General features: G+C 69.4%; 17 protein-coding genes. 6 read left to right on the top strand and 11 right to left on the bottom strand.

What is annotated here, in order from left to right; all coding sequences use genetic code 11:
* Positions 1-121: 121 nt before the first annotated feature.
* From wecB to BM417_RS24350, 3 genes are all read right to left on the bottom strand, one after another.
* Complete coding sequence (gene wecB / locus BM417_RS24360; protein ID WP_245822131.1) at positions 122-1,294, bottom strand: non-hydrolyzing UDP-N-acetylglucosamine 2-epimerase; 1,173 nt, start codon at positions 1,292-1,294, stop codon at positions 122-124.
* Between the two features lie 67 nt (positions 1,295-1,361).
* Positions 1,362-1,553 (bottom strand): LPXTG cell wall anchor domain-containing protein, encoded by a 192-nt coding sequence (locus tag BM417_RS24355; protein ID WP_093598690.1) that lies wholly within the window; start codon positions 1,551-1,553, stop codon positions 1,362-1,364.
* A gap of 16 nt (positions 1,554-1,569) precedes the next feature.
* Positions 1,570-2,334, bottom strand: coding sequence for a choice-of-anchor P family protein (locus tag BM417_RS24350; RefSeq protein WP_093598688.1), 765 nt, complete (start codon positions 2,332-2,334; stop codon positions 1,570-1,572).
* Between the two features lie 295 nt (positions 2,335-2,629).
* On the opposite strand from BM417_RS24350, the gene xrtP reads away from it, so the two are divergent.
* The 6 genes from xrtP to BM417_RS24320 all read left to right on the top strand — a co-directional run bounded on the left by xrtP (position 2,630) and on the right by BM417_RS24320 (position 8,727).
* A complete protein-coding gene (gene xrtP / locus BM417_RS49305) occupies positions 2,630-3,148 on the top strand; it encodes an exosortase P (protein WP_407656171.1) in 519 nt (172 codons plus the stop codon).
* 44 nt (positions 3,149-3,192) lie between these two features.
* Positions 3,193-4,515, top strand: a complete 1,323-nt coding sequence (locus tag BM417_RS24340) for a glycosyltransferase (RefSeq protein WP_093599321.1) — start codon at positions 3,193-3,195, stop codon at positions 4,513-4,515.
* Positions 4,516-4,687: 172 nt separating this feature from the next.
* Positions 4,688-5,188: a biotin transporter BioY gene (locus BM417_RS24335; RefSeq protein ID WP_245822158.1), complete on the top strand. Its 501-nt coding sequence runs from the start codon at positions 4,688-4,690 to the stop codon at positions 5,186-5,188.
* Between the two features lie 31 nt (positions 5,189-5,219).
* Positions 5,220-5,861, top strand: coding sequence for a nucleotidyltransferase family protein (locus BM417_RS24330; RefSeq protein WP_143138789.1), 642 nt, complete (start codon positions 5,220-5,222; stop codon positions 5,859-5,861).
* Positions 5,862-5,883: 22 nt separating this feature from the next.
* A complete protein-coding gene (locus tag BM417_RS24325) occupies positions 5,884-6,678 on the top strand; it encodes a TIGR04222 domain-containing membrane protein (RefSeq protein WP_177320581.1) in 795 nt (264 codons plus the stop codon).
* Positions 6,679-6,807: 129 nt separating this feature from the next.
* Positions 6,808-8,727 carry an ATP-dependent DNA helicase gene (locus BM417_RS24320; protein ID WP_093599318.1) on the top strand — a complete coding sequence of 640 codons (1,920 nt, stop codon included), beginning with the start codon at positions 6,808-6,810 and terminating at the stop codon, positions 8,725-8,727.
* Here BM417_RS24320 and BM417_RS24315 read toward each other — a convergent pair.
* The 8 genes from BM417_RS24315 to serB form a co-directional block, all read right to left on the bottom strand.
* Positions 8,696-9,292 carry a hypothetical protein gene (locus tag BM417_RS24315; RefSeq protein ID WP_093598675.1) on the bottom strand — a complete coding sequence of 199 codons (597 nt, stop codon included), beginning with the start codon at positions 9,290-9,292 and terminating at the stop codon, positions 8,696-8,698. The two genes, BM417_RS24320 and BM417_RS24315, sit on opposite strands and share 32 nt — an antisense overlap.
* A gap of 48 nt (positions 9,293-9,340) precedes the next feature.
* A complete protein-coding gene (locus tag BM417_RS24310) occupies positions 9,341-9,640 on the bottom strand; it encodes a hypothetical protein (RefSeq protein ID WP_093598672.1) in 300 nt (99 codons plus the stop codon).
* Positions 9,637-9,942 (bottom strand): helix-turn-helix transcriptional regulator, encoded by a 306-nt coding sequence (locus tag BM417_RS24305; RefSeq protein WP_093598669.1) that lies wholly within the window; start codon positions 9,940-9,942, stop codon positions 9,637-9,639. Before BM417_RS24305 ends, BM417_RS24310 begins: the two co-directional genes overlap by 4 nt.
* 31 nt (positions 9,943-9,973) lie before the next feature.
* Positions 9,974-10,222: a hypothetical protein gene (locus tag BM417_RS24300; RefSeq protein ID WP_093598666.1), complete on the bottom strand. Its 249-nt coding sequence runs from the start codon at positions 10,220-10,222 to the stop codon at positions 9,974-9,976.
* 128 nt (positions 10,223-10,350) lie between these two features.
* Positions 10,351-10,923, bottom strand: coding sequence for a bleomycin resistance protein (locus BM417_RS24295; protein WP_093598663.1), 573 nt, complete (start codon positions 10,921-10,923; stop codon positions 10,351-10,353).
* A gap of 22 nt (positions 10,924-10,945) precedes the next feature.
* Positions 10,946-12,325, bottom strand: coding sequence for a phospholipase D-like domain-containing protein (locus BM417_RS24290; RefSeq protein ID WP_093598660.1), 1,380 nt, complete (start codon positions 12,323-12,325; stop codon positions 10,946-10,948).
* Positions 12,326-12,353: 28 nt separating this feature from the next.
* Positions 12,354-13,031 (bottom strand): peptidyl-tRNA hydrolase, encoded by a 678-nt coding sequence (locus BM417_RS24285; RefSeq protein WP_093599315.1) that lies wholly within the window; start codon positions 13,029-13,031, stop codon positions 12,354-12,356.
* Positions 13,031-14,245, bottom strand: coding sequence for a phosphoserine phosphatase SerB (gene serB, locus BM417_RS24280; protein ID WP_218164543.1), 1,215 nt, complete (start codon positions 14,243-14,245; stop codon positions 13,031-13,033). The genes BM417_RS24285 and serB overlap by 1 nt, the downstream gene beginning before the upstream one ends.
* Between the last annotated feature and the right edge of the window lie 9 nt (positions 14,246-14,254).

The following is a 14,254-nucleotide window of genomic DNA, read 5'->3' as shown; positions in this document are numbered from 1 at the left end:
GCCCGATAATGGTTGTGTTGCCCGGCGTGGAGACCAGCCCGGCACCCCATGTCACCCGTTCGTGTGGCCAAATACCCGGACGAGTGACAGGCGATCTGGTCGTCCTGAAACAACTCCGGTGCTACCGAACACCGGCCAGCGTGGCGAACGGCTCCCGGCGCGGCAGGGCGGTGGGGAGGCCGGCCAGCCTCTCCAACGCGGAGCACACCCGCACGGCGGCACGCCCGTCACCGAACGGGTTGCGCCCCAGGGGAAGCCGCAGCCGGGAACCGAGCACCCAGCCCGCCTCGGCGAGGATGCGGGTGGTGTCGGTGCCGACGAGCCAGGCGCACCCGGCGTCGACGGCGAGCATGCGTTCGGTGGTCTCGCGCAGCACCAGCACCGGCACGCCGAACGTGGGCGCCTCCTCCTGGATGCCGCCGGAGTCGGTGAGCACGAGGGCCGAGCGGCGCAGCGCGCGCACCAGGTCCGGGTAGTCGAGCGGGTCGGTGATGACGACGCGCTCGTGACCGCCCAGCAGTGACACGACCTGTTCGCGCACACCGGGGTTCGGGTGCGCGGGGATCAGCACGTGCAGGTCGGGGTGGCGGTCGGCGATGGCGCGCACTGCGTTGAGCACGCGCATGAGCGGACGTCCCCACGACTCACGGCGGTGCACGGTGACGAGCATGAGGCGGCCGCCGGTGGCGTCCAGGGAGCGTTCCAGGGCGACGAGATCCGGGCTGGACGCGGGAAGGTCGGCGGAGGCGACGCGCTGCACGGCGTCCACGACGGTGTTGCCGGTGACGACGATGTGGCTGTCCGGCAGGGACTCGGAGTTCAGCGCGTTCGCGGCGTCGTCGGTCGGCGCGAGGTGCAGCGACGTGATGCGGGAGATCATCTGCCGGTTCCCCTCCTCGGGGAACGGGCCGTACAGGTCGCCTGTGCGCAGACCGGCTTCGAGGTGTGCCACGGGGATTCCGCGCCAGAACGACGCCAGAGCCGCGGCGAGCGTCGTCGTGGTGTCGCCCTGCACGAGGGTGACCGCGGGGTCGCGCTCCTCCAGCAGGGCGTCGAACTCGGGTAACAACCGGGAGACCAGCTCGGCCTGCGTCCCGGTGACGCGGGGAACGTCCAGCCGCACGTCCGGCTCCAGGTCGAACGCGCGCAGCGCCTGCTCGACCATGCCGGAGTGCTGTCCGCTGTGGACGACCGTGGGACGGAGGCCGGGGTGTCCCTTCAACGCGATGGCGACCGGGGCGATCTTCAGTGCTTCCGGCCGGGTGCCGGCCACGAGCAGAACTTCTTTCCTCACCGTTGTCCTCTTCTCGGGGAGACCGGGAGGTCCGCCTGGGGCCGGGGGTAACCCCAGGCGGACCATGTCAGCCAGCTCGGTTCGGTCTGACCTGGATCGGGGCCGCTCGGCGCTTCTTGCGCGTGCTGTGCAGGAGGACCGCACCAGCGAGCAAGAGCACGATGCCCACGACGATCCACCACGTCACGTCCGCACCGGTGACCGCGAGGGCGCCCACGCTCGTGCCGACACCGACGCCCGTACCGGGGACCTTGTACATCCGCCGCTCTCCTCGATCAGGCCGCGTTGAGCGACGCGCGACGGCGCAGCGCCACGAACGCGACCGGAGCGGCGGCGACACCGAGCAGGCCGAGGCCGATCCACAGGCCCGCCCCCGACGCCATCGGAATGGGCAGGCCCGCGGGGCCGCACGTGGCGGACGAGAGGATCACGTCGCCCGTGCCGATACCGCCGAGCACGCCCTGCAGCAGCTTGATGTGAATCGCGTTCACGGTGAGGCTGCCGTCGTCGTTCTTGATCTGCTCGTTGAAGATCACTTCAGCGATCTTGACGCCGGCCAGCTGGACGTCCAGTTTGGTGTTGGCCGCAGGATCGGCGTTGACCTGGCCGAGTTTGCCGAGGTTCACGCCCGCGAGCTTGGACTTGCCGGCCAGACCCTTCTGGGTCGCCGTGCACTCCGCCTCCACCAGTTCGGCGGAGATCTTGCCGGTGACCTTGGAGAGCAGGTCGACCCGGACGTCCGCGGTGCTCGCCCGCGAGTACACGCCGCCGGACTTCTCGTCCCGGGACGCGGAGGCGTTGATGAGACCGGTCTTCAGAATCCCGGTGAGGTCGACGCCTGCGAACGTGTTCTGGGTAGGACCGTTCGCATTGGCTGCGGCGAAAGGCTCCGCGTTGACCGCGGGGCTGCCGAGCAGCGTCACGTTGAGCCTCGCACCGTAGGCCGAGGCGTCCCCCGGAGCGGCCGAAGCAGGTGCGGCACCGACCAGGAGTGCGGCAATCGCGATGACTCCAGCCAGTCCCGTCATTCGGACACGCATGAAACTCCTTCCCTTGATTCCTCCGGCCCCAGGGCGCGTTGATACCAATGTGGTTTCACGCTTTCCGGGGGCAATTACCGGCATCGGCTTTCTTTCGAGGGAACTGAGGGTTACTCCCCGTATCGAGCGACACGACCACTCGACTCGCCCAATCGGCGCCACCCATCGTGGCTTTTTTGATCAATTTCCGGTTACGGCGTCACCCGATCCGGGGGTGAGGTATGACGTTGCGTCTACCGATGGAACGTCAAGTAGCCCGTCTGGGCGCTCCCTCATCGGTGGAAAGGATCCTCGGGTGACGCTTGCCCTGCGCCGCGCCACATTCCCGAGCCGGGTGACCGTGGTCGTCCTGCTCGCCGTAGCCGCGGGACTCGTGTTCGCACACCGTCTGTACCGCACGGCCGAGATCTCCCTGTCCGGCGCGATCCTGAGCGTCATCAGCTCCTACGGCGTGGACGTGATCCCGGAACGCCAGACCGTCTACTTCGGACTGGGCTCGGACACCCCGCTGGGCCTGCGGATGACGCCGGAGTGCACGTCCGCGTTCCTGGTGCTGCCGTTGATCGTGGTGGGGGCGGTGATGATCGCGTTGCGTCCCCGCATCCAGAACCGGGTGCTGTTCGCGCTGGGGATCGCCGCGCTGGCGGTCGTGATCGTCAACCAGTTCCGGGTGCTGACGCTGGTGGGCCTGGTGCAGTGGCTGGGCGTCGACACCGGCTACTACTGGGGCCACACCCTGCTCGGCTCGATGGTGAGCGTGTTCGGTGGCGCGGCGGCGTTGGTCGCGTTCGTCTGGCTGGCCACGCGGAAGTGAGCCTCGACCTCGTTCTCGGGTTCACGCAGGCGCTCGCTCTGACCATGAGCGTCGCCTTCGTGACGTACGTGTTCGTGATCGTGATCCCGTACCTGCGGCGCAAACCCGCGCCCGTCGGCGAGCCTTCGTCGCTGGAGTGGCACTTCTTCGTGCCGTGCCGCGACGAGGAGGCCGTCATCGGCGACACGATCCGGTACCTGCGCACGACGTTCCCCATCGCGCACGTGTGGGTCATCGACGACGACTCCGACGACCGCACCGCTGGAGTCGTGCGGACGTTGAAGCGCAACGGCGGTATCCGGGATCCGCAGATCCACCTCGTGCAACGCCAACGCCCGTATGCCCGCACCGGCAAGGGCAACGCGTTGAACGACGCGTACCGCACGTTGAAGATGTGGATGGGCCGGCGCGCGGACGCCGACCGCGCGATCATCGTGGTGGTGGACGCGGACGGCCGACCGGCCCCGAACTGCCTGAAAGTCTGTGCGGCACAACACCTCTTCGGCAACCCGCGGATCGGCGCCGTGCAGGTGGACGTGCGGATGATCAACGCCGGGTTGAGACAACCGGGCGTGACGTGGTGGCGGCGCGCGTTCGGGGCCGGGCTCGTGCGGATGCAGGACCTGGAGTTCCGCACGGCCATCGCGGCGATCCAGATGTCGCGCGGCGCCACCGGCACGATCTCCATGGGCGGCAACGGTCAGTTCACCCGGCTGTCCGCTTTGGACTCGATCGCCGGGCCGACCGGAAGTCCGTGGCGCGGCTCGTTGCTGGAGGACTTCGAGCTCGGCGTGCACCTGCTGACCGCAGGCTGGCACACGGGTTTCTCGTTGGACACGCACGTGAACCAGGAGGCGCTGTACTCGTTGCGGCGCTTCTTGGCGCAACGCACGCGGTGGGGCCAGGGAACCATGCAGTGCATGCGTTATCTGCGGCGCATCTGGGACTCCGACCACCTGACCACGTTGGGCGCGGCGGAGATGATGTACTACCTCGCGCAACCGTGGATGCAGTTGCTCGGCACGCTCATCTACCCGATTCCGCTGGCGATGATGGCCTACCGGTTCGCGATGTCGCCCACCGAAGTCGTGTCGTGGTTCTTCGACGGCGCGTGGATCCTGTTCACGGTCTACGGCGCGTTCGGGCTCATGCCGTTCGTCCTGTGGGGACCGGTGTATCGCGCACGCTGCGTGCCCGTCGGGTTCTGGAAGTCCATCGCGTACGGGTTCGGCTACGCGCTGTACATCTACACCTTCTACATCACGTCGTGGCGCGCGCTGATCCGTTTGGTGCGCGGCAACAACGGTTGGACCAAAACGCGCCGCAACGAGGACCGGGTGGCGGGCAAGGTCGCCCTCGACGTCTGACCGGCACGTGTGTGACCGGTCACTTTGTAGAGATCGAACAAAGACGTTCCCGAGCTTCCGTGGTTAACCTCGGTTCACTCGATTCCGTCTGGGAGGGAACGTGACTCTCGCACTCGCGCCTCGTCGCACCGTGCTCGCCGACTTCGTGCCGGGCGCACTGGCCCGCGACCTGATGCTGGTCGTCGCCGGCGCCGCCCTCACCGGCCTCGCCGCGCAGGTGGCGTTGCCGATCCCCGGCAGCCCGGTTCCGCTGACGGGCCAGACGTTCGCCGCTCTGCTCGTCGGCGCTTCTCTCGGCTGGCAGCGCGGAGCGACCTCGATGCTGCTGTACCTGATCGCGGGCGTCGCGGGCGTGCCGTGGTTCCAGGGCGGTTCGTCCGGCGTCCCGGTCTCGCTCGGCTACGTCGTCGGCTTCGTGTTCGCCGGCGCTCTCGTGGGCTACCTGGCCGGACGCGGTGGCGACCGCACGCCGTTGCGCACCCTGGGGACGATGGCGCTGGGCAACCTGGTGATCTACTCCGTCGGCGTGCCGTGGCTGATGGCGATGACCGGGATGGGCCTGGGCAAGGCCCTGGCCGTCGGCGTGCTGCCGTTCCTGATCGGTGACGCGCTGAAGATCGCGCTGGCCGCGGGCGTGCTGCCGGGAGCCTGGGCGCTCGTTCGCCGGCGGTAGTTTGGACCGGGTGGTGACACCTGGGGAGTACTTGACGTTCTTGGATGCGCGCCTGCCGGGTCTCGTGGCAGGCGCGCATGTTTATGGGTCGCGTGTGCTGGACGACGTCGTTTCCGGCTCGGACCTGGACATCGTGATCGAGCTTGCGTCGGCCGCCGAAGTGCCCGCTTTCGAGGGCGCCGACGTCGCGATCGTGCTGGCAGGTTCGCTGGAGAAGCCGGTTTTCGACGTGACGCCGCTGGCCGGTGAGATCACTCCCGTGCTGTGGCAACAGTTGCGCACCGTCGGTCAGACCGTGCGCGGCGCACGGCCTTCATGCCCTGGCACCGCAGCTGATGTCGAGGCCTACTGCCGCGACAACCTCGTGAGCTACTGGAAGCTCGACTTCGATCGCTTCCGCGAGGTGCTCCCCGCTCTGGATCTCCAGGCGCCGATACCGCGTGAGTCGGTGCTGTGGGTGGGCCTCGGCCCAGCGCGACTGTGGCACACCATCCGCACCGGCGAGATCGTCAGCAAGTCCCGCGCCGGCGAACTGGCCGCCGCCCGCTGGCCCGACCTGCCGATCCTCGACCTGGTGTCCTCCCGGCAGGGTTCGGACGTGCCGCTGACGGTCGCGCACGCCCAGGCCGCCCTCGAGTTGTTCGACCGGATCCTGGCCGACGTAACGACGTGAGGTCCGCGGCCGAGAAATCCGCGTGACCACGCATACCCCCGAAGAGCTGGGCTGCCTGGCCGGCGGCCCGGCCCGCGCGGCCGAGGTGGCCCTGGCGAGGCTGATCCAGGTCGGCCTGGTCCGGGTCTCGCGCGAGGGCGTGCTGAGCGCCGTCCACGTGCCCGGCGCACGCCCGGCGACCCCGCTGGAGGCGCAGATCCTGAGCGGCCTGCGCCACGGCCGCCACCTGAACGACGTCATCTTCGGCGCGTTCAGCTCGTTCGAGGCGGAGGGCCTGCGCGGCCACCTGATCAACCGCAGGCTGCTCCGGCGCCGCCGCTCCCTGCGTCCCCGCCTCTACCCGTGGCTGTTCCTGCTGGTACCGCTGCTCATCGCGGCCGGGGTGCTGAGCGCCGTGGCTCCGCAACTCCTGGTCGACTTCCTGGACTTCGCGCCACCGCTGACCGAGTTCCCGTTCTGGTACTTCTTCGCGGCCGCCGCGGTGACGGTCGTCTGGGCCTCGGTGCTGCGCGCCCGCGACCCCGGCCGCCTGCGCACCAGGGCCGGTTACGTCCTGCTGAAACGCGCCCAGCGCCGGGTGGGCCCGCAGGACCCGGTCGGCGCGGTCGCCGTGCGGGGGCTGCGCGGAAGGATCGGCGGGATCGCGGTCGCCGGGATGTTCGGGCTCAGCGCTGTCATGATCGCCACGCTGCCCGGTCGTGACACGACTACCAGCAGCAGCTGCGGAGGTGGTTGCTCGTCCGACAGCGGCTGCTCGTCGGGCGACAGCGGCGGCGGTGGCTGTGGTGGCGGATGCGGTGGAGGCGGCGGCGACTGAGCGGGTCTGACGAGACTGTCGGACCTGCCGGGTACGGTCTGTCTCGTGCCTGAAGTTCCCCCCACCCTGAGCCTGCTCGAAACCGCCGTCCACGCCGTGGGTGGCGCGGAGCGTCCTGGTCAGGTGGAGATGGCCGAGGCCGTCGACCACTCGATCCGCACGGGCGAGCATCTCGCGGTGCAGGCGGGCACGGGTACCGGCAAGTCGCTGGCGTACCTGGTGCCGGCCATCCGGCACGCGGTGGCCGAGGCCGAGACCGTCGTGGTCTCGACGGCCACGATCGCGTTGCAGCGGCAGCTGGTCGACCGGGATCTGCCTCGGCTGTCCAAGGCGCTCAAGAAGGACCTGGGGCGGGAGCCCACGTTCGCGATCCTCAAGGGCCGCAGGAACTACCTGTGCATGCATCGCGTGCACAACGGGGCTCCGGACGAGCCGGAGGAGGACGCGCTGTTCGACCCGTTCGCGGTGTCGAAGCTCGGGCGCGAGGTGAAGCGGCTGCACGAGTGGTCGTCGGACACCGAGACCGGAGACCGCGACGAACTGGTGCCCGGCGTCAGCGAGCAGGCGTGGCGGCAGGTCAGCGTCACGGCTCGGGAGTGCCTCGGCGTCTCGAAGTGCCCGATCGGGGCCGACTGCTTCGCGGAACGGGCGCGGGCCGAGGCGGGCAAGGCGGACGTGGTGGTCACGAACCACGCGATGCTCGCCATCGACGCGTTGGAGGGCTACCAGGTTCTGCCGGACCACGACGTGGTGGTGATCGACGAGGCGCACGACCTGGTCGACCGCATCACGTCGGTGGCCACGGAGGAACTGAGCGGCGCGAGCGTCTCGATGGCGGCGCGGAGGTGCGGGCGCCTCATCGACCAGGACATCGCGGACCGGCTGGCCGAGGCCAGTGACGGGCTGGCGATGATCCTCGAGGACATGCCGTCCGGCCGGCTGGACGCGCTGCCCAGGGCGCTCGCGGGCGCGCTGGCGGCCACGCGCGACGCGGCGCACGCCTGCATGTCGGCCATGGGGTCGGAACGCAAGGAGGACCCGGACGGGGCGACGGCGCGCAAGCTCGCGCTGGCGTTGCTGGAGGAGGTCCACGACTGCGCGGTGCGGGTGCTGGAGGCGTTCGACGAGGAACGCGACGTCGTGTGGGTGTCGGGCGACTTCAACCAGAAGGCACCGTCCATCAGGGTCGCCCCGCTCGGCGTGGGCGGGCTCCTCCGGGAGCGGCTGTTCGCCAAGCGCACCACCGTTCTCACGTCCGCGACGCTGACGCTCGGCGGCGCCTTCGACACGATGGCGCGTCAGTGGGGCCTGCCGCCGTCGGAGAAGGTCCGCAAGATCGAGGGCGCCGCGACCGACAAGGACATCGACGGTCCGAAGTGGTCGGGCCTCGACGTCGGCTCGCCGTTCCAGCACGGGACGAGCGGCATCCTCTACGTGGCAAGGCATCTGCCGCAGCCGGGGCGCGACGGCCTGCCGCCGGAGTACCTCGACGAGATCGAGGGCCTGGTGAACGCGGCGGGCGGCCGCGCGCTCGGCCTGTTCTCCTCGATGCGCGCGGCGAAGGCGGCCACGGAGGCGCTGCGGGACAAGCTCGAGTACCCGATCCTGTGCCAGGGCGACGACGCGACGGGCCTGCTGGTCAAGAAGTTCTCCGAGGACGAGCGCTCCTGCCTGTTCGGCACGCTGTCGCTGTGGCAGGGCGTCGACGTCCCGGGGCCGAGCCTCCAGCTCGTGATCATGGACCGGATCCCGTTCCCGAGGCCCGACGACCCGCTGGCCTCCGCCCGTCAGAAGGCGGTGAGCTCACGTGGCGGCAACGGCTTCCTGACCGTCGCCGCCACGCACGCCGCCCTGCTGATGGCCCAGGGCGCCGGCAGGTTGCTGCGCTCGATGTCGGACAAGGGCGTGGTCGCCGTCCTCGATCCGCGCATCGCCACCGCTCGCTACGGCGGATTCATCAGGGCCTCACTCCCCCCGTTCTGGACCACCTACGACCCGGAGGTGGTCCGCGGCGCCCTCAAGCGCCTGGACGAGGCTCAGACCCCTTGATCCGCTCGATCAGTTCGTCGCGGTAGGCCTGGGCTTCCGCCAGTTCCGGTTCGGAACCGTCGGTCCGCCGAAGCGCGCCTTCGAGGATCTTCAACGCCTGCCGCTCGTCCCCCTTCGCGTCCCCCAGCCGTGCCGCGTCCTCCATGGCTTTCGCGAGCTTGGTGCGCGCCGCGGGTTCCTGGGTGGACTTGCTGACCCGGATCCAGTTGCCGGCCGGATCGATGACGGCGAACCCGGTGTACCGGTCGTTGCGCAGCCGCGGCCGGGTCATCCGCGGAATGCCGGAGATGAGCAACTTCCCGTGCACAGCACGCATTCGGGCCGCGAAGTCCTCGAAAAGCGGACCGGTGTCCTCCACGATGATCACGCACGTGCTGTGCGACTGCTCCGGAACGTGGCCGTCCATCCCGTAGAAGTGCAGGTTGATGTCTTCACGCCGCACGCAGACGTACGGGTTCGGCCGCGTCTGCCGATAGGTGATCGAGAAGCCGAGCATCTCGTAGAACGACGCGATCTCGTCGATGTCCTGACAGGGAAGGAGTGGAATCGTCAGTTCGTTTGCCACCGCCCGAAGCTAAGCCCGGATCAGCCAAAACGACACGGAGCTATTTGCTCATGCGAATAGCATCACGACTCCACCCAGCAACAACAACGCGGACACGACGGCAATGACGACCACTCGCCCCCGCGACGTCCCCGCGTGCTTCAAGGCGATGCCCAACGGACCGATACCAGCCACGACAGCCCCTTTCGAAGGTATGGCAACAGCAGCGCGCACAGCCCCGAACGCCACCCCGAACGGCGACATGCCCAGTTCGCGCGCGCCAACGACATCCGCTTCCCACTGCTCGCGATAGCGCTCATCGCCCACAACGGCCGCAGCGAACCGCACCAACAACAACGCGACTCTCATTGCGCCGTCCTAGGCGCGAACCGCGGCGCCGGAGCCGCCCGAGCCACCACCCGACGGGCTTCCGCGGCCCCTTCGGCGGTCAGCCGGTACATCCGCCGGCGCGGTCCGCGCCGCTCCGCGTCGTCATCCCAGGTCGAGGTGACCCACCCGGCCCGTTCCAGCCGGTCCAGCAGGGGGTAGACGCTCCCGGACGGCCTGCCGGTGAGCTTGATGATCTCCAGGCCCCAGCGCGGCTCGTCTGCGCCGAGCAGCACCTCGAGCACGTCGACGGTGGCCTTGCCGATGCGTTGCAGTGGCTCCACGCCACCAATACTACCTATGTAGATTAAGCCGTCAAGGCCGTCGGCCTCGACCCGTCCAAGTCGACCGGCCTCGACCCGCCCAAGACGACCGGCCTGGTTCATCGCGAGCTTCCAGCTCGGCGATGCGCTTCCTCGCGGCCTTGAGCTCCGCCTCCCGCTTCTTCTCCTTGCGGTCACGCTCGGCGCGCTTCTGCAGGCGGTAGATCGCGACCGTCACCAGGATGCTGGTGAGGCTCAGAAGGATTCCAAGTACCGTGAGAAACACCGCGGCCACCTCCAACAGGGCTCGTCACGCCCAAAGCCGCGATCATCTTCGAGTGCGGCTCTAGCGTCGCGCCCTATCGTGCCGATGCGCTCCCAGAGTCCAGCTCGCGTCCTCGTCGAGCCAGGACACAGCGGCTCACCGCATCAGCCGTGCAAGCCGAGCCGTTCAAGCAGCTCTTCGCGGAACTCCAAAGCCGACGCCCGCTCCTCCTCCGAGGCGTGCACCTCCCGCACCAGCGCCCCTTCGAGGATCTTCAACGCCTGCCGCTCCGCCCCGTGCGAGCCGGCCAGCGTCACCGCGTTGGTCAACGCCCTGGTCAGCCCGTTGCGCGTGGACTCCCGCTCCCGCACGGCCGGCACCACCCGGATCCAGTTGCCGCCGGGGTCGACCATCAGGAACCCGTCCCGCCGCGGCCGCGTCATCCGCGGAATGCCGGTGAGCAGCACCTGCCCGTAGACCGCGCGCATGCCGTGGGCGAACGCCTCGTACAGCTCACGCGGGTCCTCGACCTGGATCAGGCACGAACTGTACGACTCGGCGGGCTCGTAGCCCGGAATGCCGAAGAAGTGCAGGTTGATCTCCGAGCGGCGCACCGACAGGTACGCGTTCGGCCGGTACTGCCGGTACGTGACCGTGAACCCGAGCATCACGTAGAACTCGGCCACCTCGTCGATGGAGGCGCACGGCAGCAGCGGGATCGTCACCTCGTTGGCCACGCCGCCACGCTAGCGGCGCAGGTCAGCCGTCGACCAGCAATCCACGTAACGGTCCTTGCAATCTTCCGGCACGACGGGACACACCGGGCAACGACGTCACGCGCGCCGGACGCTCCAGAGCAGGTCGCCAGATCTCGTCGACCACGAGATGCGCGGGCCCTGAGACGTCCGCGCCCAGGTGCTCGGTCCACAGCCGCAGGCGGGTCGAGCGGGCCACCTCCGGGTCGTCGGTCACCACGTTGACCTCGGTGTCGTTGAACAGCGAGTGCTCGTTCAGGTTCGCCGAGCCGACCGTGAGCCACCGATCGTCCACAATGGCCAGTTTGGCGTGGATGTAGACCGGGGCATCGCCATGGGAGACAAGGGTTGCGGCGACGAGTCGCTCGTCGGTGTCCGCGTCGAACAACCGGCCCAGCTGACCGCGGGTGGTGTCGGCGCCGTTGCTGGGCTTCTGCGGCAGCAGCAGCACCATCCGGAACTCGGGCGACGGCGGGTTGCTCAGCTTGTCCAGCAGGACCTCGGTGATCTCCGGCGACCACAGGAACTGGTTCTCCATGTACACCAACGACTCCGCCGACCGCAGCGCCCGCAGGTACGAGTCGAGCAGGCTGAAGTCGCCGTGCGGCGCGAACGAGTAGGTCTTCTCCGGAATCGTGCGCACCATCTGCACGGACGACGATCCGGCCTCCGGCGGCACGACGGGCGCGGGCAGGGTCTCCCCCGCGATCTCCAGCCATCGCGCCGCGAAGTGCGAGGCCACCTCCGCCACGACGGGACCTTCCAGCTTGGCCACGTGGTCGTGCCAGCCGAGGTCACGCGGCGGGTGCTCCGGCGAGTCGTGCCGGTCGCCCTCCACCGCCGTCATGTCAAGGCCGCCGACGAACGCCACGTCGTCGACGATCACGATCTTCTCGTGGTGGCAGTGCAGGGTCCGTTCGCGCGCGTCCAGCTCGCACCGGACGGCACCGCACTCCAGGAAAGCCTTCTGTGCGGCCAAAGCGCGCTTGCGCGTGGGTTCGAACATGGGGAAGGGCGGACCGGCCCAGAGCAGCACGCGCACCGGAACCCGTTCCGCGGCAGCCGAAAGCAGCTCGCGCAACTGCGGCGCGCCCGGCTCGCGGGTCAGCCGGAAGTCCGGCGACGCGTGCCAGTTCGCGATGTGCACGTACTTCTGCGCGTTCTCGATCGCCTCTGCCACGGCGGGAAACGCGGCGGCGCCGTCGATCAGGACCTCGATCTTGTTGCCGTGCTGCACGGTCCGGCGCGGAGTGAACCACCCCGCGCCGTCGCCGTCGAGCACCTCGCCCCACCCCAGCCGCCGCAGTCTTCGCGCGTGGTGCGAGCACAGCAGGTTCTCCAGCCCGTCACCGAGCCGGGCGTCGAGAACGTCGAGTAAGCCCACGAGGCGGATTTACCCGGTTCGCGCGCTTCTAAACAGCGAGCACCGTCGTGGTGCCCGGCTCGACCTCCGTGAAACCCGCGTCCCGCACCGCGACGACGTCGTCGCGACCGATCAGCGCGTCCCACTCCGCGACGGACGGGGTCCGCACGGCACACCGGTAGTCCAGCAGCGCCCACGCCTTGAGCTCGGTCTCGGACAGGCGCGGCGCCAGCAGCATCGACGCGTGCCCGACCTGGGCCGCGAGCTTCCCGGCGGACATCTCGACACGCGGGTTCACGTACAGCAGCCGCGCGCCCTCAGGCACCGCTCCGGGCTCGTCAGGAGGCAGGTCAGACCCGGAGATCTGCAGCTTGGCGACCTCCCGCGGCGTCTCGGTCACCAGCACCGGCAGCAACGACCGGACCGACGCACCGTCCACGGTGATCGTCACCCCTGGCAGCTCCTGCACGGCGTCCCACTGCACGCCACGGGCCCGCCGCGACACCTTGCGGATCCGCCCGGCCACCCATGCCCGCACGGCCTCGTGCCACTCGCCGCCGACATCGGCGCGTGGGTCGAGACACACCGCGACCGCCGAAGCGGCCGCGGCTTCGAGCAACGCCGTCCTGGACGGCGGATCGACACGTTCGATGCGCAACACCATCGGCATCGCGCGGACTTCGGACTCCTCCGCGTAGTTCCGGGAGGCGATCAGGTCGAGAATCATCACAGCCGGGTCAGCTCCAAGCCGTCCGCGGCGTCCGCGGCCTCCACCTCGGCCCTCGTCACACCGAGGATGAACAGAACAGCGTCCAGGAACGGGTGCGACAACGCCGTGTCCGCGACTTCACGCAGAGCGGGCTTGGCGTTGAACGCGATGCCCAGCCCGGCCGCGCCGAGCATGTCGATGTCGTTCGCGCCGTCACCGACCGCCACGCACTGCGCGAGCGAGACACCGACCTCCTCGGCGAACCGGCGCAGCGCCACGGCCTTGCCCGGCCGGTCGACGATCTCGCCGATCACCTGGCCGGTCAGCTTGCCGTCCACGACCTCCAGCGTGTTCGCCGCGCAGAAGTCCAGCTGCAGCTCGTCCGCGAGGCCCGTGATCACCGACGTGAACCCTCCGGACACCACCCCGCAGTAGAAGCCGAGGCGCTTCAACGTCCGGATCGTCGTGCGCGCACCGGCCGTGAGCTCCAACGAAGCCCCGACCTCCGCCAGCACCTTCTCGTCGAGGCCCTCCAGCAACGCCACCCGGCGCCGCAGCGACTCGGCGAAGTCGAGCTCACCGCGCATGGCGGCCTCGGTGATCTCGCGCACCTGCTCCTCGCACCCGACGTGCGCGGCCAGCATCTCGATCACCTCGCCCTGGATCAGCGTGGAGTCGACGTCGAACACCACCAGGCGCTTGGCCCGCCGCGTCAGGCCGGCCCGCTCGACCGCGATGTCGAGGCCCACCCGCACCGACACCTCGGCGAGCGCGGACCGCAGCTGCGTGTCGTTCTCCATGGTGTCGTCCGCGACCGAAACGCGCAGCTCAAGGCCCGTGACGGGGTAGTCGGCGACGCCGCGGATCGCGTCGATGTTCACGCCGAGCGAGGCGAGCCGGCGCGCGACCTCGGTGAACGCCTTCGCCGTCACCGGGCGGCCGAGCACGATCAGCACGTGCGACGACTCCAGGCGCGCGGTGCGCTTCGAGTCCGCGCCGATCTCGATCTCCACGTGCATCGAGACGGTGGCCATGGCCTGCTCGACCGACTCCTGCAGGCCCTCGGGGTCGTGGTCGGTCGAGACCAGCGCGCCGAGCACCAGCCGGCCCCGGATCACGACCTGCTCCACGTCGAGCACCTCGACGCCGTGCCGTGTCAGCACGGCGAACAGCACCGAGGAGACGCCGGGCTTGTCGGGGCCGGTCACGGTGATGAGCACGGGCGTTTTCACGTCGTCGTC

The organism is Lentzea waywayandensis, from assembly GCF_900115955.1.
GTDB classification, from domain to species: domain Bacteria; phylum Actinomycetota; class Actinomycetes; order Mycobacteriales; family Pseudonocardiaceae; genus Lentzea; species Lentzea waywayandensis.
Note: the sequence above shows the minus strand (reverse complement) of the source record. Positions and strands in the feature narration are given on the sequence as shown.